Genomic DNA, 24,137 nt, shown 5'->3' on the forward strand with positions numbered 1-24,137 from the left:
CTTACTGCTTCAGTTTGGGATCGAGCGCGTCACGCAGACCGTCACCCATCAGGTTAAATGCCAGCACCGTCAGCAAGATCGCGAGGCCCGGGAAGGTCACGACCCACCAGGCACTCTGCGCGAACTGCAACACGTCGGAGAGCATAGTGCCCCACTCCGGTGTTGGCGGCTGCGCACCCATGCCAAGGAAGCCAAGGGCGGCCATGTCGAGAATGGCGTTCGAGAAGCCCAGCGACGCCTGAACGATCAGCGGCGCGAGGCAGTTGGGGAAAATATTGACAAACATCTGGCGCATCGCGCCCGCACCGGCAACACGGGAAGCGGTCACGTAGTCGCGATTCACCTCCACCAGCACGGCGGCGCGCGTGAGTCGCACATAGTGCGGCAGAGCGACGAACGTCAGCGCCAGCGAGGCGTTGATGATCGACGGGCCAAAGATAGCCACCAACACCAGCGCCAACAGCAAGCTCGGCAACGCCAGCATAATGTCGACGACACGCATAATGATGTTGTCAATAACGCCGCCAAAGTAACCGGCAACCAGGCCGAGCACGATACCCGCAATTAGCGACAGTACGACCACCAGACAGCCCACCAGCAGCGACAGACGGGCGCCAAACATCAGGCGCGACAGTGTGTCGCGGCCCACATCATCGGTACCCAGAATGTGCGCCCAGGTGCCGCCGTCCTGCCAGACTGGCGGTGCCAACAGCGCATCGCGGAACTGATCGGCCGGGTTGTGCGGCGCAAGGAAGTTAGCAAACACGGCGATAATCAGCATGATCAACACGTAGGCCAGGCCAACAACCGCACCTTTGTTGCGTTTGAAATAGTGCCAAAACTCCTGCAACGGCGTCATCGGCACCGGTGCAGTAATAACTTTATTTTCAGTAAATTGTGACATGATGGCCCCTTACTTCTTATGCCGAATACGCGGGTTCACCACGCCGTAGAGCAGGTCGACCAGCAGGTTGACGAGGATAATCATCGTCGCGACCAGCAATACCCCGCCCTGTACCACCGGATAGTCACGGCGTTGCAGCGCATCAATCAGCCAACGCCCCAGACCCGGCCAGGAGAAGATGGTTTCCGTCAGGATCGCGCCCGCCAACAGCGTGCCGACCTGCAAGCCGATAACCGTCACCACCGGCAGCATGGCGTTGCGCAGCGCATGCACGATGATCACGCGCATGCGGGTCAGCCCTTTTGCGCGCGCGGTACGGATGTAATCTTCACCCAGCACTTCCAGCATAGAGGAGCGGGTCATACGCACGATCACCGCCAGCGGAATGGTACCGAGCACGATGGCAGGCAGGATCATATGCGCAAGGGCATCAATAAAATTGCCCTGCTCGCCCCAGATGGCGGTATCTATCAGCATAAATCCGGTTAACGGATTGCTGTCGTCAAGGAACACCATATCGCTGACGCGTCCGGAAACCGGCGTCAAATTGAGTTGCACCGAAACCAGCATGATCAACATCATGCCCCACCAGAAGATAGGCATGGAGTAGCCAGTCAGTGCCAGGCTCACCGCAGTATGATCGAAAATAGAGCCACGTTTGACGGCGGCCAGCACACCCACTGGAATACCCACAGCGACTGCAAAAATCATTGCGCAGATACCGAGTTCCAGCGTCGCTTTAAAACGCGGCACAAACTCGTCCCACACCGGAAGTCGGCTCTTCAGAGAGATGCCTAAGTCACCGTGTAATACGCCCCAGACATAGTGGACATATTGTTCCCAAAGCGGCTTATCAAGACCAAGCTCAGCCAGCAATTGAGCGTGACGCTCAGGAGAGATACCACGCTCACCCGCCATGATCATTACCGGGTCTCCGGGGATCATATGGACAAAGGCAAAGGTGAGAAGGGTGATACCGATAAACGTTGGGATAACCAGCCCCAGACGTCGGAGAATGAACTGCAACATAACCCGGATTCTCAGTAGTGACGCAGCGCCTGGCGGCGGCGCGTCTGTATTGCTCACAAACAGGAATTCCCTCCGCAGAGGGAAAACGCTTTACCCCCTCTCCCGGAGAGGAGAGAGGGTAGCTATCGTGCTTAATTATTCGACAGACACGTTTTCGAAGTGGTGTTTGCCTAACGGATCAACAACATAGCCTTTGACTTCTTTACGCACCGGCTCATACACGGTGGAGTGAGCGACAATCAGCGCCGGAGCCTGGTCATGCATCACTACCTGAGCCTGCTTGTAGAGTTCAACACGCTTGTTGTGGTCGTCGGTTGCGCGAGCCGGTTGAATCAGATCTTCAAACGGTTTGTAGCACCAGCGAGAATAGTTGGAACCGTCTTTCGCCGCTGCGCAACTGAACAGGGTGGCGAAGAAGTTATCCGGATCCCCGTTATCGCCGGTCCAGCCCATCATGACCGCCTGGTGTTCGCCCGCTTTCGCGCGCTTCAGGTATTCACCCCACTCGTAGGTCACGATTTTGGCTTGTACACCGACTTTCGCCCAGTCAGCCTGAATCATCTCAGCCATGCGGCGAGCATTCGGGTTGTACGGACGCTGTACCGGCATTGCCCACAACTCAACGGTAAAGCCTTTATCCTGACCGGCTTCTTTCAGCAGCTGTTTCGCCTTCTCCGGATCGTAGGTGTAGTCTTTAACGTCGTCGTTATAGCCCCACATGGTTGGCGGGATCAGGTTTTTCGCCGCCACGCCAGCGCCCTGGTATACCGCTTTGATGATCGCTTCTTTGTTCACCGCGTAGGTTAACGCCTGACGCACTCTCACGTCATCAAACGGTTTCTTCTCGGTGTTGAAGGACATGTAGCCAACGTTCAGGCCAGCCTGTTCCATCAGCGTGATGTTTTTGTCCTGCTTCATACGAGCGATATCTGCCGGGTTCGGGTATGGCATAACCTGGCACTCGTTTTTCTGCAGTTTGGCATAACGTACGGAAGCATCCGGGGTGATGGAGAAGACCAGACGATCGATTTTCGGCTTAGTACCCCAGTAACCGTCAAACGCTTTGTACAGGATGCGGGAATCTTTCTGGTATTGCAGCAACTGGAACGGACCGGTACCGATCGGGTCGAGGTCCACTTTCTCCGGCGTACCGGCTTTCAGCATGTTGTCTGCGTACTCTTTGGAGAGAATAGAAGCGAAGTCCATTGCCAGGTCGGCCAGGAACGGCGATTCCGGACGGGTCAGCACGAACTGAACCGTATTGTCGTCGACTTTCTTCACTTCGCTAATCAGGTCAGGCAGACCCATACCTTCGAAGTATTCGTAGCTGCCGCCAGAAACTTTATGGTACGGGTTTTGAGCGTTTTTCTGACGGTCGAAGGAGAACACCACGTCATCCGCGTTGAAATCGCGTGTCGGTTTGAAATCTTTGTTGTCCTGCCACTTCACGCCTTTACGCAGGTGGAAAGTGTAGGTTTTACCATCGGGGCTGATATCCCACTTCTCAGCCAGGCCTGGGATCACTTCCGTGGTACCGGTTTTGAATTCCACCAGACGGTTATAAATCGGTACGGAGCTGGCATCATAGGTGGTGCCAGAGGTGAAAAGCTGTGGGTTAAAGCCTTCAGGCGAGCCTTCAGAACAATAAACCAGGGTTTTAGCCTGCACGCTTGCCGCCACGGTCATGGCCACCAGGCTAAGACCGAGCTTCAGCATCCCTGACTTCTTCAAGGAAATACTCATTGATTCTGCTCCAATGTGATATGTGTTGTTACCCATGCAATGGGTATGTCCGACAGACCTTTATTAGTTTTTTACCCGGTCTGGTCGGTTGTGCCCGGAGGCGTTATGAGAGATGGGGATTCCTTTCACAAGGTTGACTGAGTTGCAGTGCAGATTCTCCTTGAAATGCCCCTCATGCCCTACAATCTGTCAACAGAATGTCAAAACGTCAATACAGGTAACCGGGATTTACAACGACGGTGAGAATCGGTAAACAAAGTTTAAAAAAAGTTCAAGTCTCTATTTTCAGCAGGGAAATTTGTGCTACCACTGCCATTGTAGAATAATTCGCTTATTAAGCATTCAAATCCAGTGATTAACTTTCATGCAGATTATAAAAAATTTCTTGCAGAATGATGATTATCTGAGCGATTAATGCCGTGAACGCTAAAGCGCACAGCGAAAAATGCTGGCATTATCCATAAGCAACGCGAAAAAAGATCCAACCATATATAAAAAAATACAATGGAATATCGTACAAAATTGTGGACTGGCAGCGAGAAATGGGGATAACGAAGATTTTCGATAATTTCGCCGGATGTCGCTACGCTTATCCGGTCTACAGGGTCGCGCCAGGCCGGTAAGGCGAAGCGACCGCCAGGCTTCTTCCTGGATGCAGAAAGAAAGCATAAAGCCCGACCTTGCGGTTTAATGCTTGTCAGTTAAGCTTTTGAAGGTAGCCGTAACGCATAGCGTTGCGGCTTTTTTTTACTGCTCTTGGGTAGTGCCGTGGTCGTCGTCCTGGCAGCACGAAGCTTGATGCCATCGCCATTATCTCATCCATCACTTTCGGTATTTCCCCCGGCGCCACACCCGGCAGTGTCTGCAGATGGCTGCGCAGATAAAGCGCCGACTGTTTAAATCCTGTCTGATAAGGCTCCACTCCCTTCAGGCTGTACGCCATTTGCGCCATCATGAACCGCAGAAGATTGTAAGCCAGTACCACACCCCACAGTTCCTGCCGTACCAGCGTCGGTTTCTTACTGCGAAGCGTCAGTTCATTATTCAACAGGTGCTGCTTCATCTCCCGGAACCCATGCTCTGTCTCCCACCTGTGACTGTACAAATCGACGACATCCGCTTTTGGGTATCTCAGCGGGTCGCACATCGACGTCAGTATCTGCACTTTTTTACCGTCTATTTCTTTACTTACCAGCCTTGCCGTCAGTGTATCCGGTGCCTCTGCCCATTTCTTTTTCGCCTGAGGGGGACAGATGTAGTTTCACCAGCTCATCCCCGCTTCCCTGGTGTCTGCTCACCTCATACCGGGCACCTTTACGCAGCGGTATCATCCAGTGCTTTTCTGTCCCCGTCGATTGCCAGCGATGCAGCAGGCCCAGTGCATAGAAGCCTTTATCCATGAGCGTCAGTGAGTGGTCCGGTGTCTGGTCGATAAGCTTTGCGGCAAGGTCTGTTTCACCGGTCTCTGAGACGCTGTCGAAGGCAACGGCTGACAACAAGTGGCTGGTCACTTCCATCTGGCAGACCATACGTAACTGCGGCCAGTCGGATGGCTTATTCGCATTCGCTGTGCGGCCGAAAGCAGCATCATTTTCTGGTGTGTCAGGCGTTCGCCACCGGGTGCCATCCACAGCCATCAGCGTGAGGCCGTTCCAGCGAGACAGGGGCGTTTTTTCGAACCAGAGCTGGCGTGTTTTTTCAAACATCAGCCGGATAACATCCTCCCCGAGCCGCTGGCGGGCCTGAACAACGGCACCAGGTGCGACAAAAGGCCGGTTACCGGGCAACAGGATATTCATATGGGAAACGAGCTGACTCATGGAGTGAGAACGGAACAGCGCCATTCCGGTGACCGCCCAGACCATCATTTCCATGGAAAGGCGGCGCTTACGGAGCGTGACGACACCGGTATCTGCCAGACATTCATCAATCAGTTCGGGAGAGAACAGATCTGCGGGTGCCGCGAATTCATGCGGGGTAAATTTGTGGCACACCACTGGTTAAATAATGCTCTTAACGTACACGGATTTCCAATATCCAAACTGCCCCCTGTATGCGCGCCTTCAACCTACTATCTCTGAGTGTAAAGCAATTTATTGGGAGAATTTACGCTTTAATTTTTTCCCAAAATAACAATATTCCAGAAATAGCGTTTTGTTATAAAAACTTTAGGGTATGTACATTATAAATCCGGGTTACAACTTACAAATTTAATATTTATTAAATTGCCATAATAATAAAAGCATCAACCAACCTCTTTAAACACCAGTCATATCAATACATCACGAGCGTTAATTAAATACTAAAGTAACATATTCTAATGATTTCACCTTGTTGTTTCTGGCACAGAACACACATTTTTGATTGAGACATGATTATTTATCGATAAAGTAGTTGACCAGAATAACCAATACAGGTGCTGCATATAAAACAGTATCAATTATTAATTACACATCACCTGTGGAAACAGGAGGGACTACTTATATTAAATATCGATAAATTTTACTCAACGCTATAAAGGAGAATATAAACTATGCCAGGATTTAGCTATGATGGTGATAGTGGTGGTTCGGAAGTAAGAATAGATATTACGTGTGGAATGGACCGTGGATCTGACGGAAATTGGCATTCATCGTGTGTAGATGATGGCTCAGGTTATAATGGAGGTGGTGGGAATAATTCTGGTAGTGGCGCAAATCCAGTAGACCCATATAACCCCGACATTAATACTGTTGGTATGAGTGTCAGTCATGGTCGGCAGGGGTACTGGGGTTATCGTCTTATTTCCGGCGATGATAAAAATAATTATTATCTTAAAATATTTGTCCCTTACGGTGACTCGGAAGCGGCAAAATTTGCAAAAGCATCACAGGATTTACTGGATGCTGTACAAGCCGAAGAAGCCGCCAAAAAAGCTGCTGAAGCCGCCAGTAGCGAGGATAAAGCAGCCGCTGAAGAGGCTGCTGCTGCTGCGGAGCAAGCACGCGAAAATGCTGAACTGGAACAGCAAAAGCAACAACGACTTGCCGCGCAGGCCCGGCTTTTTTCTCAGGATATTCAGGCTGTCCGGGGGATTGCTGTTACTTCCGGTATCGAGGCATCCCCGGTCAGTTTTGCTCTGGCCGGGCTGGGGGGGATTTCATATACAGGTACACCTGCAGCGGTGATACATTCGCGGTTAATGGCAGCTTTCGCATGGCTCTACAGGATTGCTACAGCGTCCATTGTCGGGCCAGTCACGGCTGTAGTCACTGCGTTGTTCTATACCCCTTCAGTTGGCGTAGGGAGCGATTTGGTTCCAGGCCGAGACGTCAGCGCCATGATCCCCGGCGATACCATGGGATTGCCGGATGTATCAGAGCTGGAAAAAGCATATGAAACGGGAACACCTGTTGCAATGCCGGTTCGTGGGTCACTTGATATGGATGAGGAAAATAAACTCAGCCTCAATCTTGTCAGATCTCCGGTTACAGGTAGTGTCAACGTCGCGAAAGCTGTAAAAGATGAGCAAACAGGGTATTACAGTTATGCTCTTCCCGATATCCCGGGCGTCCCCCGTCAAACCATTCTGATTAGTCCTGCTGATGCCCCTGGTGTAAATGGACCAACAGCGCTGACGGGACCCGTTGCTTTACCAGAGCTGGTGGTCAGTACGGGAGATTATGATGGTGATGGGACAGTACCGACAAATGATGTCCTGCCAACGCCCTGGCCTCTGGACAATGATTTTAATGATATTATCCTGATCTTTCCGCCAGATTCGGGACTCAGGCCAATTTATGTGATGTTCCGAAGTCCCAGAAATATGCCTGGGACAGTTGGCGGAAAAGGCAAATCTGTTGGAGACAACTGGCTCGGAGGCGCTAGCGAAGGTGAAGGTGCGCCGATTCCCAAACAGGTAGCTGATAAGTTGCGTGGGAAAACGTACAGTAGTTTTGACTCATTCCGTAGGGCGTTATGGAAAGCTGTAGGTGCAGATCCTGATTTAAGTAAGCAGTTCAATTCATATGATATTGAAGTTCTGAAAAAAGGTCATGCTCCCTTGGCTCTATTCAAAGATGCGGCAGGTAAGCGTATTAAAATGGAACTTCACCACAAAACCGAGATATCAAATGGCGGCGATGTTTATAATGTGGATAATCTCAATATAGTAACACCTAAACGACATATAGAAATTCATAAAGGAGAATAAGATGGCTGGTAAAAAATTTGAAAATTACACAGAAAGTGAGTTTTTTAATTTCATCACGAAAATTATAACTGTGGACTACCCATCAGAGTCTGCACATAGCGAAGCTATTTATGAATTTGCACGAATCACTGAATATCCCGATGGATGGGATGTCATCTATCACCCAGCCCCTGGCGCAGATAATTCCACACAAGGAATTATTAACACAATAAAAGAATGGCGGGCAGCCAATGGCAAACCCGGATTTAAACCTGAATAATACCTGACTGATATTAATGTAATGCCTCAGGCGCAATGTTTATACATTGCGCAGGGGTGAACTTATCCCTGAAAAGGAGCTTTATATGTCTGATGATGTTATGAAAAAAACCGATATGGTTGTAGCGAGTTATGATTCTTCTTATTTTACCTATGAATCTGTTGACGCTGGTCTGAAAGAAACGAATGAGAATGAATATTTCCGTGTCCCTCAGGGCAGCGAGGCCAGTAATGCATTTCTGTATTACCGTAAGATCTCCGGAAAAGCTGTCGAAGTTGCTGAAACCATTGGCGGGCAGTACGTAAAAAACGAAATCCATTCTCTGTATGAAATCTGTGGCCGGGGCCCTCAGGTATTTAACCTGTTTGATGCCAGCAGGATCACCGAAGGGAAATACGTCAATACGGTAGGAGCGTTGTCTGCCAATGCAGCTTACTTCGCCAGTGACATGCTGCCGGTGCAGGATAACGCGCAATATGTCTTTACAAAACAGGTTGCCCATCTGGCGTTTTATGGCTTTGACAAAAAGTTCATCAGCTATGCCGGTGCGGTGGACGCCAACACGCCATTCACCACACCAGAGGGAACGTTTTTTGTTCGCTTTTCCCAGACGCTATCAACGGGGGCTGATACGCAGGTACTGACCAAAGGCACCAGCGCACCATCGGTCTATATGGGCTATGGCTGGCGTGACTGGTACCGCCAGGATCTGAAGTCTCACCAGCAGACTGTGGAGTTATTCAACAAAAACTTTCCGGGCGCTAACCTGGTCAACCGAAACGAAGTGCTGATGGGTTATGCCCTGTCAACCAACGGCTCTGTGACTGCCAACACCAGTTATTATGTGACTGATTTTATTCCTGTGGTACCGCTGGCAACCTACATCTGCAACAGGGCCAGTAACGTGGTCTGCTGTTACGATGTAACCCTGAAAAAAGTGGATGTTCTCAGCATTCACACCAACACACCGTTCACCACGCCTGCGGATGCGGCATACATCCGGATGCATGCAACCCCGCTGAACAGTGCTGATACACTGATGTTGTTGCACGGCAGCGATATGCCAGCGGATTATGTCCCTTTTGGTGCCCCTAACAAACAGGACATCACGCAGACATCGTTGCAGATTTCCCGCAGCACCCTCAATGCGGCATTGCCGGCAGGGCGCAATATCTTTGACAAGAGCCGCGCTCAGGTGGGTTATACCGTTTCATATCAGAATGGTGCTGTGGGCCAGAATGCCACGTATGCCATCACCGGTCTTATCCCGGTGACACCTGGCGGCCACTTTGTCTCTTCCTTCGGTACTAACTCCCTGTGCTTCTACAATGCCAGCGGTCAGTTTATTTCCGGTTCAAAAGACTACAGCAGTTCGGCACGTACGCCAGTTTCGGTGCCGGAAGGTGCATGGTTTGTGCAATTTCAGGTCACGCCAGTTAATCGCCTGGAAGCACTGATGGTAACGGAAGGGGATGCAGAACAGACAGGGTATATCCCGTTTGGTGGCAGCAGCAATGCGTTGCCTGGTCAGGGGAAAAAAGTCCTCTGGCTCGGGGACTCCATTACCTACAGCGGTTTCTATATTCCGTTTGTCCTGCAAGAAACCGGACTGACGACGCTGGCAAACTACGGCGTACCGGGACAGGGGATCAGAACGATGTCGGGCCAGCTTACCGCTGAGACCATTGCCAGTGCAGACCTGATTTCGGTATTCGGGGGGACAAATGATTACGGCGGTAATCGTCCTCTGGGTACGCTTGCCGATTGCCGAGCGGACTATGATGAAGCATCAGGAAAATCATTCTACTACGATGTATTTTATGTGCTGAATGCGATTTTCACCCTCAAACCTGAAGTGCCAGTGGTTTTCAGCACTCCGCTGAAACGTGGAAATGTCGCAGGGCAAACGGTGGTGTATCCGGCGGCGAATGGTGCCGGAGTTAAACTGGAGCAGTACGTTCAGGCCATCAAAGAGGTGTGTTCCGTGTTTTCCGTACCGGTCTGTGATCTGTTCAACGAAAGCGGGGTTAATCTGTATAACCTGTCACAGTTCACACTTGATAACTTACATCCGAATGACGCAGGCTCTGAGCGGATTGCACATAAGATGGTAGAGCGTTTTAATTCAATGCTGTAATCATTAACGAAATAAATATCCTCCGGCTATGCCGTAATGCTGCTCACTTAAGGAATCGAGACCTGAAATTCAGGTCTCAGATGAAAGGAAACGGGACGGTAAACCTGATTTCTTCGTTATCCCTCTGAGCATTAATATGAATTTTTATTCATAAAATGCTTAAGTGACTGGCATTAAACCTTACGGTTGGGCTTTTTTGAATTTGGTCGGTGCCAGAGGATTACTCGCCACTATGTGGCTCGCCCTGCGGGCCGTTGCTGAAGCAACGTTCTCTCGCGTTGCTCGAGTCGAACCTCTTCCCCCGGAGGTTCTCATCCTCTTTTTGAGGGCTGAAAGCAAAAAACCCAACCTTGCGGTTGGGCTTTTTTGAATTTGGTCGGTGATAGAGGATTCGAACCTCCGACCCCTTCGTCCCGAACGAAGTGCGCTACCAGGCTGCGCCAATCACCGAATGCGGGGCGCATCTTACTGCCGTGAAGCTACCCCGTCAATCCCCTAATGTAAAAAAGCATACTGACTGGCGATAAAGCCAGCAGAGCGCTTACTTCGCCGCCTGAGTCGGTAAATGGCACCAGTTATTGTTCTCGTTAATCCCGCCATTTGGCGAGGTATAACCAAGGCAACCCATAATAGTGTCGTACAGTTCAACGTGACGACGCGGCGTTTTAAACGCTGCCTGCTGCTTAAGCCGGGCAAACATCTGCGCCTTTTGCGGATCTTCAAGATACTTGTCGGACATCCACACCATCATCGGCACGCGGAACTGCTCCGGGGGTGCCATTTTGCGCGGCGTACCGTGCAAATGTTCCTTTTCATTGATCGACTCTCCGTGGTCAGCAGCATAGAAAATGATCGCTTTCCGGTCACGCATCTTATCAATCACGCTATCAATAAAGTGATCCACATAGATGACGGAGTTATCGAAGGAGTTGATCATCTCTGCTTTGCTGCACTTGTCATCGACGCCGACGCACTCCGGCGTCCACTGCGCAAAGCTGCGCGGATAACGCTGGGTATAGTTAAAGTGTGAGCCTTTGGTATGCATAATAATCAAATGCTTACTTGCGGATTTATTGTCCAGCGAATTCTGCATTTCATTGACAAGCAGCATATCGTCCACGCTTCTGCCACGGTTACGCGGCTCAGCGCCAATCTGCTCGCGATAAGCGATGTTGTCGGCCATGGTATTGCTGTAGAACCACATCTCACTCTGCATGGCGTACAAATCACTGGCGAAACCCAGTTGTTTAAGCACGGCAAAGACATTTTGCTCTTTCAGTGTGCGCTGCGGGTTATCTTCCGCACCGCCTTCACGAACAAACATACAGCGCAGAGAGAGCCTGGTCGCGGTGTCGCATGAGTAACCACGAAACGCCACGAGGTTCTTCTCCTTCGCCAGCTTCGGCGTGGTATCGCGGGAGTAACCCAGCAGCCCCATATGATCCCAACGTGTGGTCTCACCAATAATGAATACCACCCAGGTATCATCAATATCTTTCGGCGCGACATAGGTAAACTTCGTCGCCGGGTTGATCAACGATTTATTGCCGGAGGATTCATCCACTTGTGCCCAGGCATACAGCCCCAGCGCAGAGAGCCAGTTTGACGGAAGATAGGAATTCGCCACTACCCCACCGTAGCTCGGCATATCAACCTTTGATGTCCGCTCAAACCGTTCCTGCTGCATATCCAGCAGGCGGATTGGTCCCCAGACCAGCACCCCCGCCAACAGCACCAGACCCAGGCTGCGAATGCGCATCCCCGGCGTACGCAGTTCGTTCAGCAGCGTAAAGCGGCAACGGTTGCCCCAAATCAACAGCAACGGCAGCGTGCTCACTGCCGCCATCCAGGCAATAAGCTGCCAGCCCACAACTTCTTTGGAGAGATCAATGTCCGTGGTCATCACCGAAGCAATGATGCCATAGCCAATCACCACGTTGAGAAACGTCATGTAATAGCTGGCAGCCGCGGAGCACAACACTACCAACGAAGCCAGCACGCGCCAGATACGGCGTCCCGTCAGCGACAACAGACGTAATAAAAAGAAAGTGACCAGCACCGTCCCAACGAGTTCGACAACTGCGGAGATACCTTTCAACGCAGTGAAGGATTGCGCATATCCATCAAACCGACGGAAAAAAACCGCGCTATTCATAAACAGACCGATATATAACGCGAGCAGGAAGCTCAGCTTCTGCTGCGTCATTGTTTTGATATAACTCATGCAAGCAACTCGACAACTAAATAGCTAAAAGGAAAAAAACCTGACGCAGGCAGGCTATTAATTGGCAGCGGAAGTTAACAGTGGAAACTTCTGAAGCGTGGTAAGTAGACCATGACGGGGCGGGAAAGTGTCATGCGGAAAGCTTAACCAGCCATATATTTTATAAATACATGGCTGGTGTTAGAAAATTAGCACTAAAAGGCGCTATCACGAGGTAATAACATTAAGTTTTACGTCAATGTTGCCACGCGTTGCATTGGAGTAAGGACACACAATATGGGCTTTTTGCACCAGCGCTTCAGCTTCCTGATGATCCATGCCCGGCAGGTGAATATCCAGTTGTGCTTCAATACCAAAACCGGTCGGTAGTGGGCCAATGCCAACTTGCCCTTCAATGTAAGCATCCTGCGGTACTTTCTTTTTCTCTACCGAGGCAACATGTTTCAGCGCTCCAAGGAAACAGGCTGAATAACCTGCGGCAAAAAGCTGCTCCGGGTTAGTAACTTCACCGCCAGCACCCCCCATCTCTTTGGGTACGCCAAGTTTTACATCCAGAACACCGTCAGAGGAAGTAGCACGGCCATCACGGCCACCGGTTGCTTTTGCTTTCGCGCGATAAACTACTTTTTCTAAAGACATCTATAGACTCCTTCAGTAGGGAAGAACCTGACCAATAAGGATAGACGCTCTGGAGAAGGTTGGTGGCAGAGACAGAAAAACCGTCAAAACGACGGCTTTTCATATTATTTGTCGGTTAGATCAGGCGTGCGCTTGTTTATACACGCTACGCTGCGGCTGGCGAATGGTGGTGGAGAGCGCCAGCGAAAGAATCAGCAGTGCGAAGATAACGCAGAAGGTGACATAGAAACCGCCAAACACCGACGCAATCAGCGAACCACAGATACTGCCGATACCGAAGCCCAGGTAAATCACGCCATAGTTTTTCGCCAGGTTGTTGAGGCCGAAGAATTCGCTAACCAGCGACGGGAACACAGTGATCGTACCGCCGAAGTTAAAAGCGACACAAGCAATGGCTGCGAAGAACGTGGTCGCATTCAGCGGTGCAAACAGCAGAGCCGCCATACCGACCAGCGAAATCACCTGACCGATAGTAATCACACGGATACGGGAGATTTTGTCAGAGAGAATGCCGAGAACCAGGCGGCCGCTGAGGTTAGCAATAGAGATAATGGTAACCGCATTCGCCGCTGTTGCGATATCCAGATGAACCATGCCCTGGGCGATATCTTTCGCAACACCAATCATATACAGGCCGCTCATGCAGGCTGTGAGGAACATAACGGCCAGCATCCAGTATTGCGGTTTACGCATGGACTGCGCCAGGGTGAAGTCGTTTTCAACAACGCCATTCACGGTAGCGACTTTCTGCTGCGGCGCATCAGTCATCAGAGTTGCACCGAAGACAATCATCACCAGCGCAATCAGGCCCCAGATAACAAAGGTTTTTTCCAGACCAACACTTGCCAGCAACTGGCTGTCGATGAATTTAAAACCGAGGCTGCCGAGGCCGTAAGAACCAATAGAGAAGGCAGAAATCAGGCCTTTACGTTCCGGGAACCATTTCACGCAGTTCGAGAGCGTTAACAGATAACCCGCACCATCGGCCAGGCCCACCAGCACGCCTGCGCTCATCCACAACATCAACAGGTTGTTGGAGTGCGCGGTCAGGAAGAACCCCAGACCCAGCAGAATACCGGAAGCTATAGTGACGCGTTTCACGCCAAAGCGTTCCTGCAATTTCCCGGCAATAGAGGATGAGAGCGCAAGGCCAAGGCTCAACAAACCGAAAGAGAACGCAATCTGACTGACGGGCTCGTTCAGTTTTTCCGCCAGCGAGCTGTTGAACAGGCTCCAGGTATAAACAGACCCTAACGCGAATTGCGTAATAATGGTACCGATCAGCGTCAGCCAGCGTGTGTGATTAGCAGTCGAAGTTTTCATGGCAGTTGTCCTGCAGAAATAAAAGAGGAGTTTCACTGCCGACAACCATAACGAAGCGCATTTCATGCCAGGTGAAAAAAGGCATGAAATGCAGCCGGGGAGGAATGAAATGCATCTAAGCGGGAATGAATGACACAGTGAAAATTCAGGCCATCAATAAATCAATATAAGTTAGTACACACTATCAATAAGAAACGCGCCAGCCATTGTTTCTTAAGTGTAAAAAGTTTGTTTTAAGCATGCTTCAAAAACGAGCACTAACGCCCATGTTGTATAAATAATGTTGCCCCAGCGTAACGTTTTCCGACTGCGATAACGACGCATAAGCGGCCAGGTGCGGGTTCAACAGCATATCGGCACCTAAGGTCACATCCATCCAGTTACCATACTGATTCGTCGCCGTTAAGCGATTAATCCCGGACTGGCTTTTCCAGACATTATCACCGAGCTGCTGATTGAAACTGATTTGCGCCCACGGGCGAAAGCCACCAAAACGGCTGTCTACGCGCCATCCAAGCGAGCTGGTACTGGCGTGCCACAAGGGATCGCTGTACTGCATGGTGGTCGCACTGTCGCCAAATTCGTTATACATTGACGTGGTTGAGCCATCGTAATGCCAGGCCGCCACCGGGCCGGTGGTAACGCTGCTGATCAGCGGAATATTCCAGCCAATACTCATGGTGGTGATCGGATCTAACGGTGTGTCATCCGGCAAATTCAGCGCTATACCCGCCGAATTTTGCGCAGAGCGGATGCGCTCCTCCAGAATATCGTTATAACGTGGTTGCCGTTCACTATCCCAGGTATAGCGTTCGGTCGCGGTACTTTGCGGGTCGTTAAAAGTATATTCTTGCTGCCATGCCGCCGCCGGCTGAGCAAAAAGCAGACACGCAGGAAGCAGCGCCAGCGAAAGGCCACTGTTTTTTATTTTCATCAAGTTGCGACTCCAGAAAAGAGCCGAATCCGGCGTATTCGTTATCATAGTGTATGGGCTAACGCCCTTACTAAATATTGTCTTTCTGGTGTACGCGTCAAGGCAGGCGGACGTTTATTTTACCAGGCATAGATGGAGTAAGAATATGCAGCGTTGTGGTTGGGTTACTCAGGATCCTCTGTATCTCACGTACCATGATACCGAGTGGGGCGTCGCACAAAGGGACGGTAAAAAGCTGTTTGAAATGATCTGTCTGGAAGGGCAACAAGCCGGATTGTCGTGGATTACCGTATTGAAAAAACGGGAAAATTATCGCGCGGCTTTTCATCAATTCGAGCCAGAACGCGTGGCGGCAATGAGCGAAGAAGATGTGGAAATCCTGCTGCAAAATGCCGGCATCATTCGCCATCGCGGCAAGATAGAAGCCATTATTGGCAACGCCCGCGCATATCTGGCAATGGCGCAAAACGGCGAGTCATTTTCAGAATTTGTCTGGGGGTTTGTCGATAACTCGCCACAAATCACCCAAGCGGCGACGCTCGGCGAAATTCCAACCTCAACAGCAGCGTCAGATGCTTTATCAAAAGCGCTGAAAAAGCGCGGCTTTAAATTCGTCGGCACCACCATTTGCTACTCGTTTATGCAGGCCTGCGGTCTGGTCAATGACCATATTACCGGCTGCTTTTGCCACCCCGGAGGCAAACATGATCCGCGCGTGGCATAGCCGGGATCTCTCGCCGCTGCTGACGCTGTGGATGGAAAGTACCTGTTTTGCTCATCCGTTTATCGACACGCGTTACTGGCAGGAGAGCGAAGCGCTGGTGCGTAATGCCTATCTCCCGTCGGCGAAAACCTGGGTCTGGGAAGCGAATGGCGAACTGGAAGGGTTTATCAGCGTGATGGATGAACAATTTATCGGGGCACTGTTCGTGCGCCCTACCGCCATCGGCCAGGGAATTGGCAAAGCGCTGATGAATCACGTCAAACAGCGCTTTCATTGGCTAAGCCTGGAGGTTTATCAGAAAAACGAACGGGCGGTGAAGTTCTACCATGCACAGGGCTTTCGTATTGAAGAGAGCGCCTGGCAGGAAGAGACCCGCCACCCGACGTGGATCATGAACTGGCAGGTGGATCAAAGGCCGTCAGCGTAAGCGCCGGGCCGGTATATTTCTCGACCCATGCCAGCGCCGTGTTTCCTGCACAACCATTGCCCAGCCGCGAGCTGGGCAGATCTTTGGTCAGCACATTCACGGCGCCGTTTTTACAGATGCCGCCCGCCGCAGGCTCCAGATCCGGCCAGGCGCCTTCGTGAATACAGATCACGCCAGGCTTGATACCCTCGGTCACTACCGCCCCTGCCAGGACCTGCCCACGCGCATTCCAGACGCGTACGACATCGCCCGCGACGATTCCGCGTGCCTGCGCATCGGCGGGATGCAAGGTAATGGGTTCGTGGCCTGCAACGGCGTACTGTTCACGTAAGCGGGTAAAGTTAAGCTGGCTGTGCAATCGATGCGCCGGATGGGCCGATAGCACCTGTAATTGATCCGGTTCGGCATTACCGTGCCATTCGTCCGGCTCCAGCCACATCGGATGCGGCGGACAATCAGCATAGCCAAAGCTGCGAATGCGCTCCGAGAAGATTTCGATTTTGCCGCTCGGTGTTTTCAGCGGGAAGTTTGCAGGGTCACGACGGAAATCGGCAAAGCGCACAAAACGGGCGTTCTGCTCACTTTCCGGCATCTCAATTAGCTGATTTGCTTCCCAGAATTCGGTAAACGGCGGTAACGTCACCTGCTGGCTGGCACCACGTTCAGCGGCAATGTTGTAAAAAGTTTCCAGCCACTGAAGCTCGCTTTTGCCCTCGGTAAAACGCTCGCGGCCCCCCGTTTCCCAGCGTTCACTTAGCTCGGCAAACACCTCCCAGTCATCGCGCGCTTCATACTGCGGAGCGACCACGCGCTTCATCGGCACCAAATGCTGATTGCTGTAATCGCCGGTCATCGTCAGATCGTTACGTTCAAACGAGGTGGTGGCAGGCAGAACAATATCCGCATGCTTTGCTGCCGCCGTCCAGAAACACTCCGAAATCACCACCAGCTCTGGCTTCTGCCAGGCGCGGATCAGGCGATTGGTATCCTGATGGTGGGTAAAGTTCGCGCCACCTGCCCACCAGACAAAACGGATCTGTGGGAAGTGCCTGTCCATACCATTGTGCTGATACGGCGCACCGGGGTTTTCCAGTGCTTCCACAATGCGGGCGACCGGGATTTTATCCACCGCGTCAACGCCGTCCTGCACCGTGCCCTGCATCGACGCCAGTACAGCAGCGCGCCGCGTCGGGTTACCGCCGTTGGCAAAATGGTAAGAGAGTCCAAAACCGCCGCCGGGCGTGCCAATCTGCCCATTCAGCCGTTTTCGCCGTGCCGTCCTGCTCGCCAGTCAGGTAGGCGGCAAACGTGGTGTAACCTTCTGTGCAGCGAGCCAGGAAGTCGTCATCCTGCCATCCGTTTTCCACCAGCGTATGGGCGATGCCCAGCATCAGGGCGACGTCGGTTCCCATATGCGGAGCAATCCACTCCATGCTGTCACCAAAGAAATCGACGGTCTCCGATCGCATCGGATCGATACAGATCACCCGTTTGCCGCTTTTACGCAGCGCATCAAAGTAAGGAATACCCTGTTCGTCGGTCGCATTCCAGGCAATTTTCAGGGTGTTGAGCGGGTTCGCACTCCACAGCACCACCACCTCACTATGCTCCAGAATCAACGGCCAACTAGTCTGCTGTTGATAGACTTCGTTGCTGCCGACGACGTGCGGCATGATTGCCTGCGCCGCGCCGGTGGAATAGTCACCCAAATGGCCCGTGTAACCGCCCGCCAGGCTCATATAACGTTGCAGTAGCGTCGCCGCTTTATGCAGCACACCGTTAGATCGCCAGCCGTAGGAGCCAGCAAAAATAGACGACGGGCCGTAGCTGTCGCGAATCCGCTTGTGCTGGGCGTGGATCAGCGCCAGCGCATCGTCCCAGCTCACGCGCACAAATTCGTCCTGCCCGCGGACACCCTGCGGATTTGACGGCGAAGCGAGAAAGCCTTTGCGCACCATCGGGAAGCGCACGCGCGTCGGGCTGTGCACCTGATCCTGTACCACGGTTTGCAGTGAGTTAGGGTGGCGAGTCGGTAGCGCGCCGCGGGAAGCGAGCACGTTTTCACCGTCGGTATCGACCAGCATCGGCCCCCAGTGGGCCGCCGTAAGAACAGTTTTGATAGCAGAGTTTGCCAAAGCGCGCTCCTGAATAGCTTGCAGGTGATGTCGGCACAATGCCGTTCTGATGTTCTGTTTGCTCTATCATCCACAGCAGCAGTGTAATCGCAAAGAATTAAACGTCATTACGCGCTCACTCCAGGCGATATGCGTGTGTTAGTGCTTGATTGCCCGCGATTTCGCGCTAAGGTGTGGGCAATCATTTACGGTGAGGGAAGTAGCAATGGCGAAAACAGCACGCCCAACCATCAGCGATGTGGCAAAAGCAGCGAAAACGGGGAAAACCAGCATTTCACGTTACCTTAACGGTGAAAGGCATCTGCTGTCGGCTGCCTTGTTGGCGCGTATTGAGCAGGCCATTGCCGATCTGGATTATCGCCCAAGCTTGATGGCGCGCGGTCTTAAACGCGGCCGAACCCGCCTTATCGGCCTGATCATCGCTGATATCACTAACCCCTATTCAGTGCATGTGTTAAGCGGCATCGAAGCTGCCTGCCGGGAAAAAGGGTTTACGCCGCTGGTCTGTAATACCAATAACGAGCTGGATCAGGAGCTGCATTATCTTGACCTGCTACGCAGTTATCAGGTGGAAGGCATCGTAGTGAATGCGGTCGGTATGCGTGAAGAGGGGTTAAACCGGCTGCAACAATCCGCACTGCCAATGGTACTGATTGACCGAAAAATCCCTGATTTCGCCTGCGATGTGGTCGGGCTGGATAATATCCAGGCCGCCACCACGGCCACAGAGCATCTGATCGAGCAGGGTTTTGAAGCGTTGCTATTTCTCAGCGAACCGTTGGGAACAGTAAACACGCGCCGCGAGCGGCTTAGTGCCTTTCGCGCTACCCTCGCCCGCTATCCGGGCGTGATGGCGGAAAACGCCGAAGTGCCGCTGCATGAAGCTGCTCTAATAGACAATGCCCTGCGCCAGTTCCATGCCCGCCATCGTGGGATGCGCAAAGCGGTGATCTCCGCCAACGGCGCGCTGACATTACAGGTAGCGCGTGCACTCAAACGCATCGGCCTGAACTGGGGCAGCGACATTGGCCTGCTCGGTTTTGACGAGCTGGAATGGGCCGAGTTGGCGGGCATTGGCATTACCACTCTCAAACAGCCAACCTGGCAAATCGGTTATGCCGCTGTAGAACAGGTGGTACGACGCATTGAAGGCCAGAGCGACACGGTGCGCGAGCAGGTATTTTCCGGCGAACTGATCGTCCGCGGCTCCACGTCTCGTTAACGATACTGCGTGATAGCGATCATAAATTCAGCATACTGCGCTTTTCTTTGGAACCGGTTCCATCTAGCGTTAAAGACAGAACTTATTTACTGTCTTTGCCGGGGAGCCGGAGTATGCCGAGAAAAATTATCGTTGTTACCGCCGCATACGGTCATGACACGATCCACGCAATGGGCGGGCAGATGGCCCTGCTGCCCGTTATTGCCGCCGCCGGGGCTGACGGCGTAGAAATCCGCCGCGAGTTGCTGAGCAACGAGGAGATCGGCCGTTTATCCTCGCTGGCGTTCGCTATTGAAATGCACAATCTGCAAGCCTGTTACTCCGCGCCGGAGCCACTGTGCCTGGCGGATGGCGCGCTCAATCCTCTTTTACCTGCTTTGCTGCAAGAAGCCCACTCTCTGAAAGCCCGCTGGCTGAAAGTTTCGCTGGGCCATTTTACCGATCAGGCGGTACTGGCAACGCTGCGCGACTGGCTGCTGACCAGCCCGGTGCCGCTGGTGGTAGAAAATGACCAGACGGACTGCGGCAAACTTGAGCCGATGCTGCACTTTAAAACCGCCAGCCATACCCTCGGGCTGCCGGTGACACTGACATTCGATACCGGCAACTGGCTGTGGGTCGGTGATTCACCCGAAGAAGCCGCACGCCATCTGGCGCCTGCGGTCAGCTATATCCACGTCAAAGCTGTTGTCGCTCGCGGGCATACTTTTCACGCTGTACCGCCGGATGAGGCCGATGCCCGCTGGCTGGTGCTGCTGGATAACCTGCCCGCCGATGCGCCGCGCGGTATTGAATTCCCCTTGCAGGGCGACGACCTGATTGCCATTACCCGTCATTACGTTGAACTGTTACGTAAGGAGTCACGCCATGCATAACGCGCTGGATGTCATCACCATTGGCGAAGCGATGGCCATGTTTGTCGCTACCGAAACCGGCGACCTTGCCGATGCCGGACACTTTATTAAACGCGCGGCAGGCGCAGAACTGAATGTAGCGACGGGCCTGTCGCGGCTGGGGTTGAAAGTCAGTTGGGTTAGCCGCGTCGGCGATGACAGCTTCGGGCGTTTCATTCTCAATACGTTACGCCAGGAGGGAATTGATACCCGCTGTGTGACGCTCGATGGGCGCTTCGCTACCGGGTTTCAGCTTAAATCGAAAGCTGAAGATGGAACCGATCCCATCGTGGAGTATTTCCGTAAAGGCTCAGCGGCCAGCCACCTGTCACCGGAGGATTTTAATGCCGATATCTTTAGCCAGGCGCGCCATTTGCACGTTAGCGGTGTGGCGGCTGCGCTGTCGGCAACTTCATATTCTCTACTGGAACATGCCGTCGCGCGGATGAAAGCTCAAAACAAAACCATTTCGTTCGATCCTAATCTGCGCCCGGTATTGTGGAACAGCGAAGCCGAAATGGTAGAGAAACTTAACCGCCTCGCCTTTCAGTCCGACTGGGTTCTGCCGGGGCTAAAGGAGGGCGTCATTCTGACCGGCCAGCGCACGCCGGAAGGGATCGCCGATTTCTACCTGCAACGCGGCGTTAAGGCAGTAGTGATCAAAACTGGCGCAGATGGCGCATGGTTTAAAACCGCCAGCGGCGAGCAAGGTGCAGTGGCGCCGGTGAAAGTGGAAAATGTTGTCGATACGGTCGGCGCCGGGGATGGTTTCGCCGTGGGCGTACTGAGCGCTCTGCTGGAAGGTAAAACACTGCCTGAGGCGGTACGCCGGGGTAACGCCATCGGCGCGATGGCCATTCAGGTGCCGGGCGACAGCGAAGGATTGCCGACCCGCGCGCAGCTAGGCGCGTTGTAGTTGTAAAGCCTAAAGTTGTCAAGCCTAAAGTTGTAAGGCCTTAAGTTATTCAACCAAAAACATCCGCCGCACTGTGCCCTACATACAGGCGGTAAGTAACCTCAACCATAGAGGCAATCTTATGAGTAACGCGACAAATTCGGCCAAACGCTGGCTGTACATCATGCCGATTGTATTTATCACCTACAGTCTGGCGTATCTCGACCGTGCGAACTTCAGTTTCGCCTCCGCTGCCGGTATCAACGACGACCTGGGTATCACCAAGGGCATCTCTTCACTGCTCGGCGCCCTCTTCTTTCTCGGCTACTTCTTTTTCCAGATCCCCGGCGCGATTTATGCAGAGCGCCGTAGCGTCCGCAAACTGATTTTTATCTGCCTGATTTTGTGGGGCGGTTGTGCGTCGTTAACCGGTATCGTCAGTAATATCCCGATGCTGGCCGCCATCCGCTTTATGCTCGGCGTGGTGGAAGCTGCGGTAATGCCCGCGATGCTTATCTACATTAGCAACTGGTTTACCAAGTCGGAACGCTCGCGCGCCAACACCTTCCTGATCCTCGGTAATCCGGTTACCGTATTGTGGATGTCGGTGGTTTCCGGCTATCTGATCCAATCCTTCGGCTGGCGCGAGATGTTCATTATTGAAGGCATTCCGGCTGTGATTTGGGCATTTTGCTGGTGGGTGCTGGTGAAAGACAAACCGGCGCAGGTAGCGTGGCTCTCAGGCGATGAGAAAGCGGCGTTGCAGGCCCAGCTGGAGAAAGAGCAGCAGGGCATCAAAGCCGTGCGTAATTACAGTGAAGCCTTCCGCTCACGTAATGTCGTTCTGCTGTGCCTGCAATATTTTGCCTGGAGCATTGGTGTATACGGTTTTGTACTGTGGCTGCCGTCAATCATTCGCAGCGGCGGCGAAAACCTGGGCATGGTTGAAGTGGGCTGGCTCTCTGCCGTTCCGTACCTTGCAGCAACGCTGGCAATGATACTGGCCTCCTGGGCCTCCGATAAGCTGCAAAACCGTAAACTGTTTGTCTGGCCGCTGCTGCTGATTGGCGCATTCGCCTTTATCGGTTCATGGGCGGTGGGTGCCAACCATTTCTGGATCTCTTATACCCTGCTGGTGATTGCCGGTGCAGCAATGTATGCCCCGTACGGGCCGTTCTTCGCCATCATCCCGGAAATGCTGCCGCGCAACGTCGCCGGTGGCGCAATGGCGCTGATCAACAGCATGGGCGCGCTCGGCTCATTCTGCGGCTCGTGGGTGGTAGGTTACCTGAACGGCGCAACCGGCAGCCCGTCAGCCTCGTACATTTTCATGGGGGTAGCGCTTTTCGCCTCTGTGTGGCTTACTTTAATTGTTAAGCCTGCTAACAATAAGCACATTCCGGCAGGCGCACCATCACAAGGGAGAACCGCATGAAGCCGTCTATCATCCTGTACAAAGCCTTACCTGATGATCTGCAACAACGTCTGGCTGAGCATTTCACCGTGACCCAGGTTGCCAACCTGAAACCGGAAACGGTGCAACAGCACGCTGAGGCTTTCGCTACTGCGCAAGGGCTGCTGGGTTCCAGCGAGAAAGTCGATGCCGCGCTGCTGGAGAAAATGCCGCAGTTGCGCGCGACGTCAACGGTCTCGGTAGGCTATGACAATTTTGATGTGGACGCGCTGAACGCACGTAAGATTTTATTGATGCATACCCCGACCGTGCTGACAGAAACGGTCGCCGATACCATTATGGCGCTGGTGCTGAGCAGCGCCCGCCGCGTGGTGGAGGTCGCCGGGCGGATAAAATCGGGTGAATGGACATCCGGTATTGGCGCTGACTGGTTTGGCACCGATGTGCATCACAAGACAATGGGCATCATCGGGATGGGCCGTATCGGGCTGGCGCTGGCGCAACGCGCGCACTTCGGTTTCGGTATGCCGATTCTCTATAACGCGCGTCGCCATCATGCTGAAGCGGAAGCGCGCTTCGAGGCGCGTTATTGCGATCTCGATAGCCTATTGAAAGAGTCCGATTTTGTGTGCCTGGTGCTGCCACTGACGGAAGAGACGCATCATCTGATTGGTAAAGCGCAGTTTGCAATGATGAAAAAATCGGCGATCTTTATTAACGCCGGACGCGGCCCGGTGGTAGATGAAAATGCGCTGGTGGAAGCCCTGCAAAACGGCGAGATCCATGCGGCCGGGCTGGACGTCTTCGAGAAAGAGCCGTTGCCCGTTGATTCGCCGCTGCTGTCGCTGCCCAACGTCGTGGCGCTGCCGCACATCGGCTCCGCAACGCACGAGACACGCTACAACATGGCGGCCTGCGCAGTGGATAACCTGATTGACGCCCTCAATGGCAAGGTGGAGAAAAACTGTGTCAATCCGCAGGTGGTGAGCTGACGGTTTGCCCTGCTGCGGACATAAAAAAAGAGGCGATTAATCGCCTCTTCG

17 protein-coding genes, 1 tRNA gene, 1 other RNA gene and 2 pseudogenes are annotated in these 24,137 nt (G+C 52.7%); 10 read left to right on the forward strand and 11 right to left on the reverse strand.

The window, feature by feature from the left end:
* Position 1 precedes the first annotated feature (1 nt).
* From dppC to GA0061070_RS01545, 4 genes and pseudogenes are all read right to left on the reverse strand, one after another.
* On the reverse strand, positions 2–904 hold the full coding sequence (gene dppC, locus GA0061070_RS01525; RefSeq protein WP_090133067.1) for a dipeptide ABC transporter permease DppC: 903 nt from the start codon (positions 902–904) through the stop codon (positions 2–4).
* A 9-nt stretch (positions 905–913) separates the two neighbouring features.
* Positions 914–1,933 carry a dipeptide ABC transporter permease DppB gene (gene dppB, locus GA0061070_RS01530; protein ID WP_007369570.1) on the reverse strand — a complete coding sequence of 340 codons (1,020 nt, stop codon included), beginning with the start codon at positions 1,931–1,933 and terminating at the stop codon, positions 914–916.
* A 135-nt stretch (positions 1,934–2,068) separates the two neighbouring features.
* Entirely contained in the window at positions 2,069–3,676 is a 1,608-nt protein-coding gene (dppA, locus tag GA0061070_RS01535; protein WP_090133069.1) for a dipeptide ABC transporter periplasmic-binding protein DppA, read from the reverse strand.
* A gap of 701 nt (positions 3,677–4,377) precedes the next feature.
* Positions 4,378–5,673 (reverse strand): annotated as a pseudogene (locus GA0061070_RS01545) (IS4 family transposase).
* A 536-nt stretch (positions 5,674–6,209) separates the two neighbouring features.
* Here GA0061070_RS01545 and GA0061070_RS01550 point away from each other — a divergent pair.
* The 3 genes from GA0061070_RS01550 (at position 6,210) to GA0061070_RS01560 (ending at position 10,264) form a co-directional block, all read left to right on the forward strand.
* Positions 6,210–7,868, forward strand: coding sequence for an S-type pyocin domain-containing protein (locus GA0061070_RS01550; RefSeq protein WP_090133071.1), 1,659 nt, complete (start codon positions 6,210–6,212; stop codon positions 7,866–7,868).
* A gap of 1 nt (position 7,869) precedes the next feature.
* A complete protein-coding gene (locus tag GA0061070_RS01555) occupies positions 7,870–8,127 on the forward strand; it encodes a bacteriocin immunity protein (RefSeq protein WP_090133073.1) in 258 nt (85 codons plus the stop codon).
* 85 nt (positions 8,128–8,212) lie between these two features.
* On the forward strand, positions 8,213–10,264 hold the full coding sequence (locus tag GA0061070_RS01560) for an SGNH/GDSL hydrolase family protein (protein ID WP_090133076.1): 2,052 nt from the start codon (positions 8,213–8,215) through the stop codon (positions 10,262–10,264).
* Between the two features lie 203 nt (positions 10,265–10,467).
* On the opposite strand, the gene GA0061070_RS01565 is transcribed toward GA0061070_RS01560, so the two are convergent.
* The 6 genes from GA0061070_RS01565 to GA0061070_RS01590 all read right to left on the reverse strand — a co-directional run bounded on the left by GA0061070_RS01565 (position 10,468) and on the right by GA0061070_RS01590 (position 15,384).
* Positions 10,468–10,600: non-coding RNA, RtT sRNA (locus tag GA0061070_RS01565), on the reverse strand.
* Between the two features lie 37 nt (positions 10,601–10,637).
* Positions 10,638–10,714 (reverse strand) — tRNA-Pro (locus GA0061070_RS01570).
* 91 nt (positions 10,715–10,805) lie between these two features.
* Positions 10,806–12,488 carry a kdo(2)-lipid A phosphoethanolamine 7''-transferase gene (eptB, locus tag GA0061070_RS01575; protein ID WP_090133078.1) on the reverse strand — a complete coding sequence of 561 codons (1,683 nt, stop codon included), beginning with the start codon at positions 12,486–12,488 and terminating at the stop codon, positions 10,806–10,808.
* Between the two features lie 207 nt (positions 12,489–12,695).
* The gene (locus GA0061070_RS01580; RefSeq protein WP_007369567.1) at positions 12,696–13,127 is read right to left on the reverse strand and encodes an organic hydroperoxide resistance protein; all 432 of its coding nucleotides are present in this window, start codon (positions 13,125–13,127) and stop codon (positions 12,696–12,698) included.
* A gap of 120 nt (positions 13,128–13,247) precedes the next feature.
* Positions 13,248–14,450, reverse strand: a complete 1,203-nt coding sequence (locus GA0061070_RS01585) for an L-lactate MFS transporter (RefSeq protein WP_090133080.1) — start codon at positions 14,448–14,450, stop codon at positions 13,248–13,250.
* Positions 14,451–14,694: 244 nt separating this feature from the next.
* A complete protein-coding gene (locus GA0061070_RS01590) occupies positions 14,695–15,384 on the reverse strand; it encodes an autotransporter domain-containing protein (RefSeq protein WP_090133082.1) in 690 nt (229 codons plus the stop codon).
* A gap of 145 nt (positions 15,385–15,529) precedes the next feature.
* Between GA0061070_RS01590 and tag the strand changes: the two genes are divergently transcribed.
* Positions 15,530–16,108, forward strand: a complete 579-nt coding sequence (gene tag, locus GA0061070_RS01595) for a DNA-3-methyladenine glycosylase I (RefSeq protein WP_090133083.1) — start codon at positions 15,530–15,532, stop codon at positions 16,106–16,108.
* Positions 16,089–16,535: an N-acetyltransferase gene (locus GA0061070_RS01600; protein WP_090133086.1), complete on the forward strand. Its 447-nt coding sequence runs from the start codon at positions 16,089–16,091 to the stop codon at positions 16,533–16,535. Before tag ends, GA0061070_RS01600 begins: the two co-directional genes overlap by 20 nt.
* On the opposite strand, the pseudogene GA0061070_RS01605 reads toward GA0061070_RS01600, so the two are convergent.
* A pseudogene (locus GA0061070_RS01605) lies at positions 16,498–18,619 on the reverse strand (molybdopterin-dependent oxidoreductase). The gene GA0061070_RS01600 and the pseudogene GA0061070_RS01605 overlap by 38 nt on opposite strands.
* A 256-nt stretch (positions 18,620–18,875) precedes the next feature.
* Here GA0061070_RS01605 and GA0061070_RS01610 point away from each other — a divergent pair.
* The 5 genes from GA0061070_RS01610 (at position 18,876) to ghrB (ending at position 24,086) form a co-directional block, all read left to right on the forward strand.
* Positions 18,876–19,892: a LacI family DNA-binding transcriptional regulator gene (locus tag GA0061070_RS01610; protein ID WP_090133088.1), complete on the forward strand. Its 1,017-nt coding sequence runs from the start codon at positions 18,876–18,878 to the stop codon at positions 19,890–19,892.
* A gap of 113 nt (positions 19,893–20,005) precedes the next feature.
* The gene (locus GA0061070_RS01615) at positions 20,006–20,767 is read left to right on the forward strand and encodes a sugar phosphate isomerase/epimerase family protein (RefSeq protein WP_090133089.1); all 762 of its coding nucleotides are present in this window, start codon (positions 20,006–20,008) and stop codon (positions 20,765–20,767) included.
* A complete protein-coding gene (locus GA0061070_RS01620; RefSeq protein WP_090133090.1) occupies positions 20,760–21,701 on the forward strand; it encodes a sugar kinase in 942 nt (313 codons plus the stop codon). Before GA0061070_RS01615 ends, GA0061070_RS01620 begins: the two co-directional genes overlap by 8 nt.
* A 121-nt stretch (positions 21,702–21,822) precedes the next feature.
* Positions 21,823–23,115, forward strand: a complete 1,293-nt coding sequence (locus tag GA0061070_RS01625) for an MFS transporter (RefSeq protein WP_090133092.1) — start codon at positions 21,823–21,825, stop codon at positions 23,113–23,115.
* Complete coding sequence (ghrB, locus tag GA0061070_RS01630) at positions 23,112–24,086, forward strand: glyoxylate/hydroxypyruvate reductase GhrB (RefSeq protein WP_090133094.1); 975 nt, start codon at positions 23,112–23,114, stop codon at positions 24,084–24,086. The genes GA0061070_RS01625 and ghrB overlap by 4 nt, the downstream gene beginning before the upstream one ends.
* Positions 24,087–24,137 lie beyond the last annotated feature (51 nt).

It is taken from the genome of Kosakonia oryziphila (assembly GCF_900094795.1).
Taxonomy (GTDB): domain Bacteria; phylum Pseudomonadota; class Gammaproteobacteria; order Enterobacterales; family Enterobacteriaceae; genus Kosakonia; species Kosakonia oryziphila.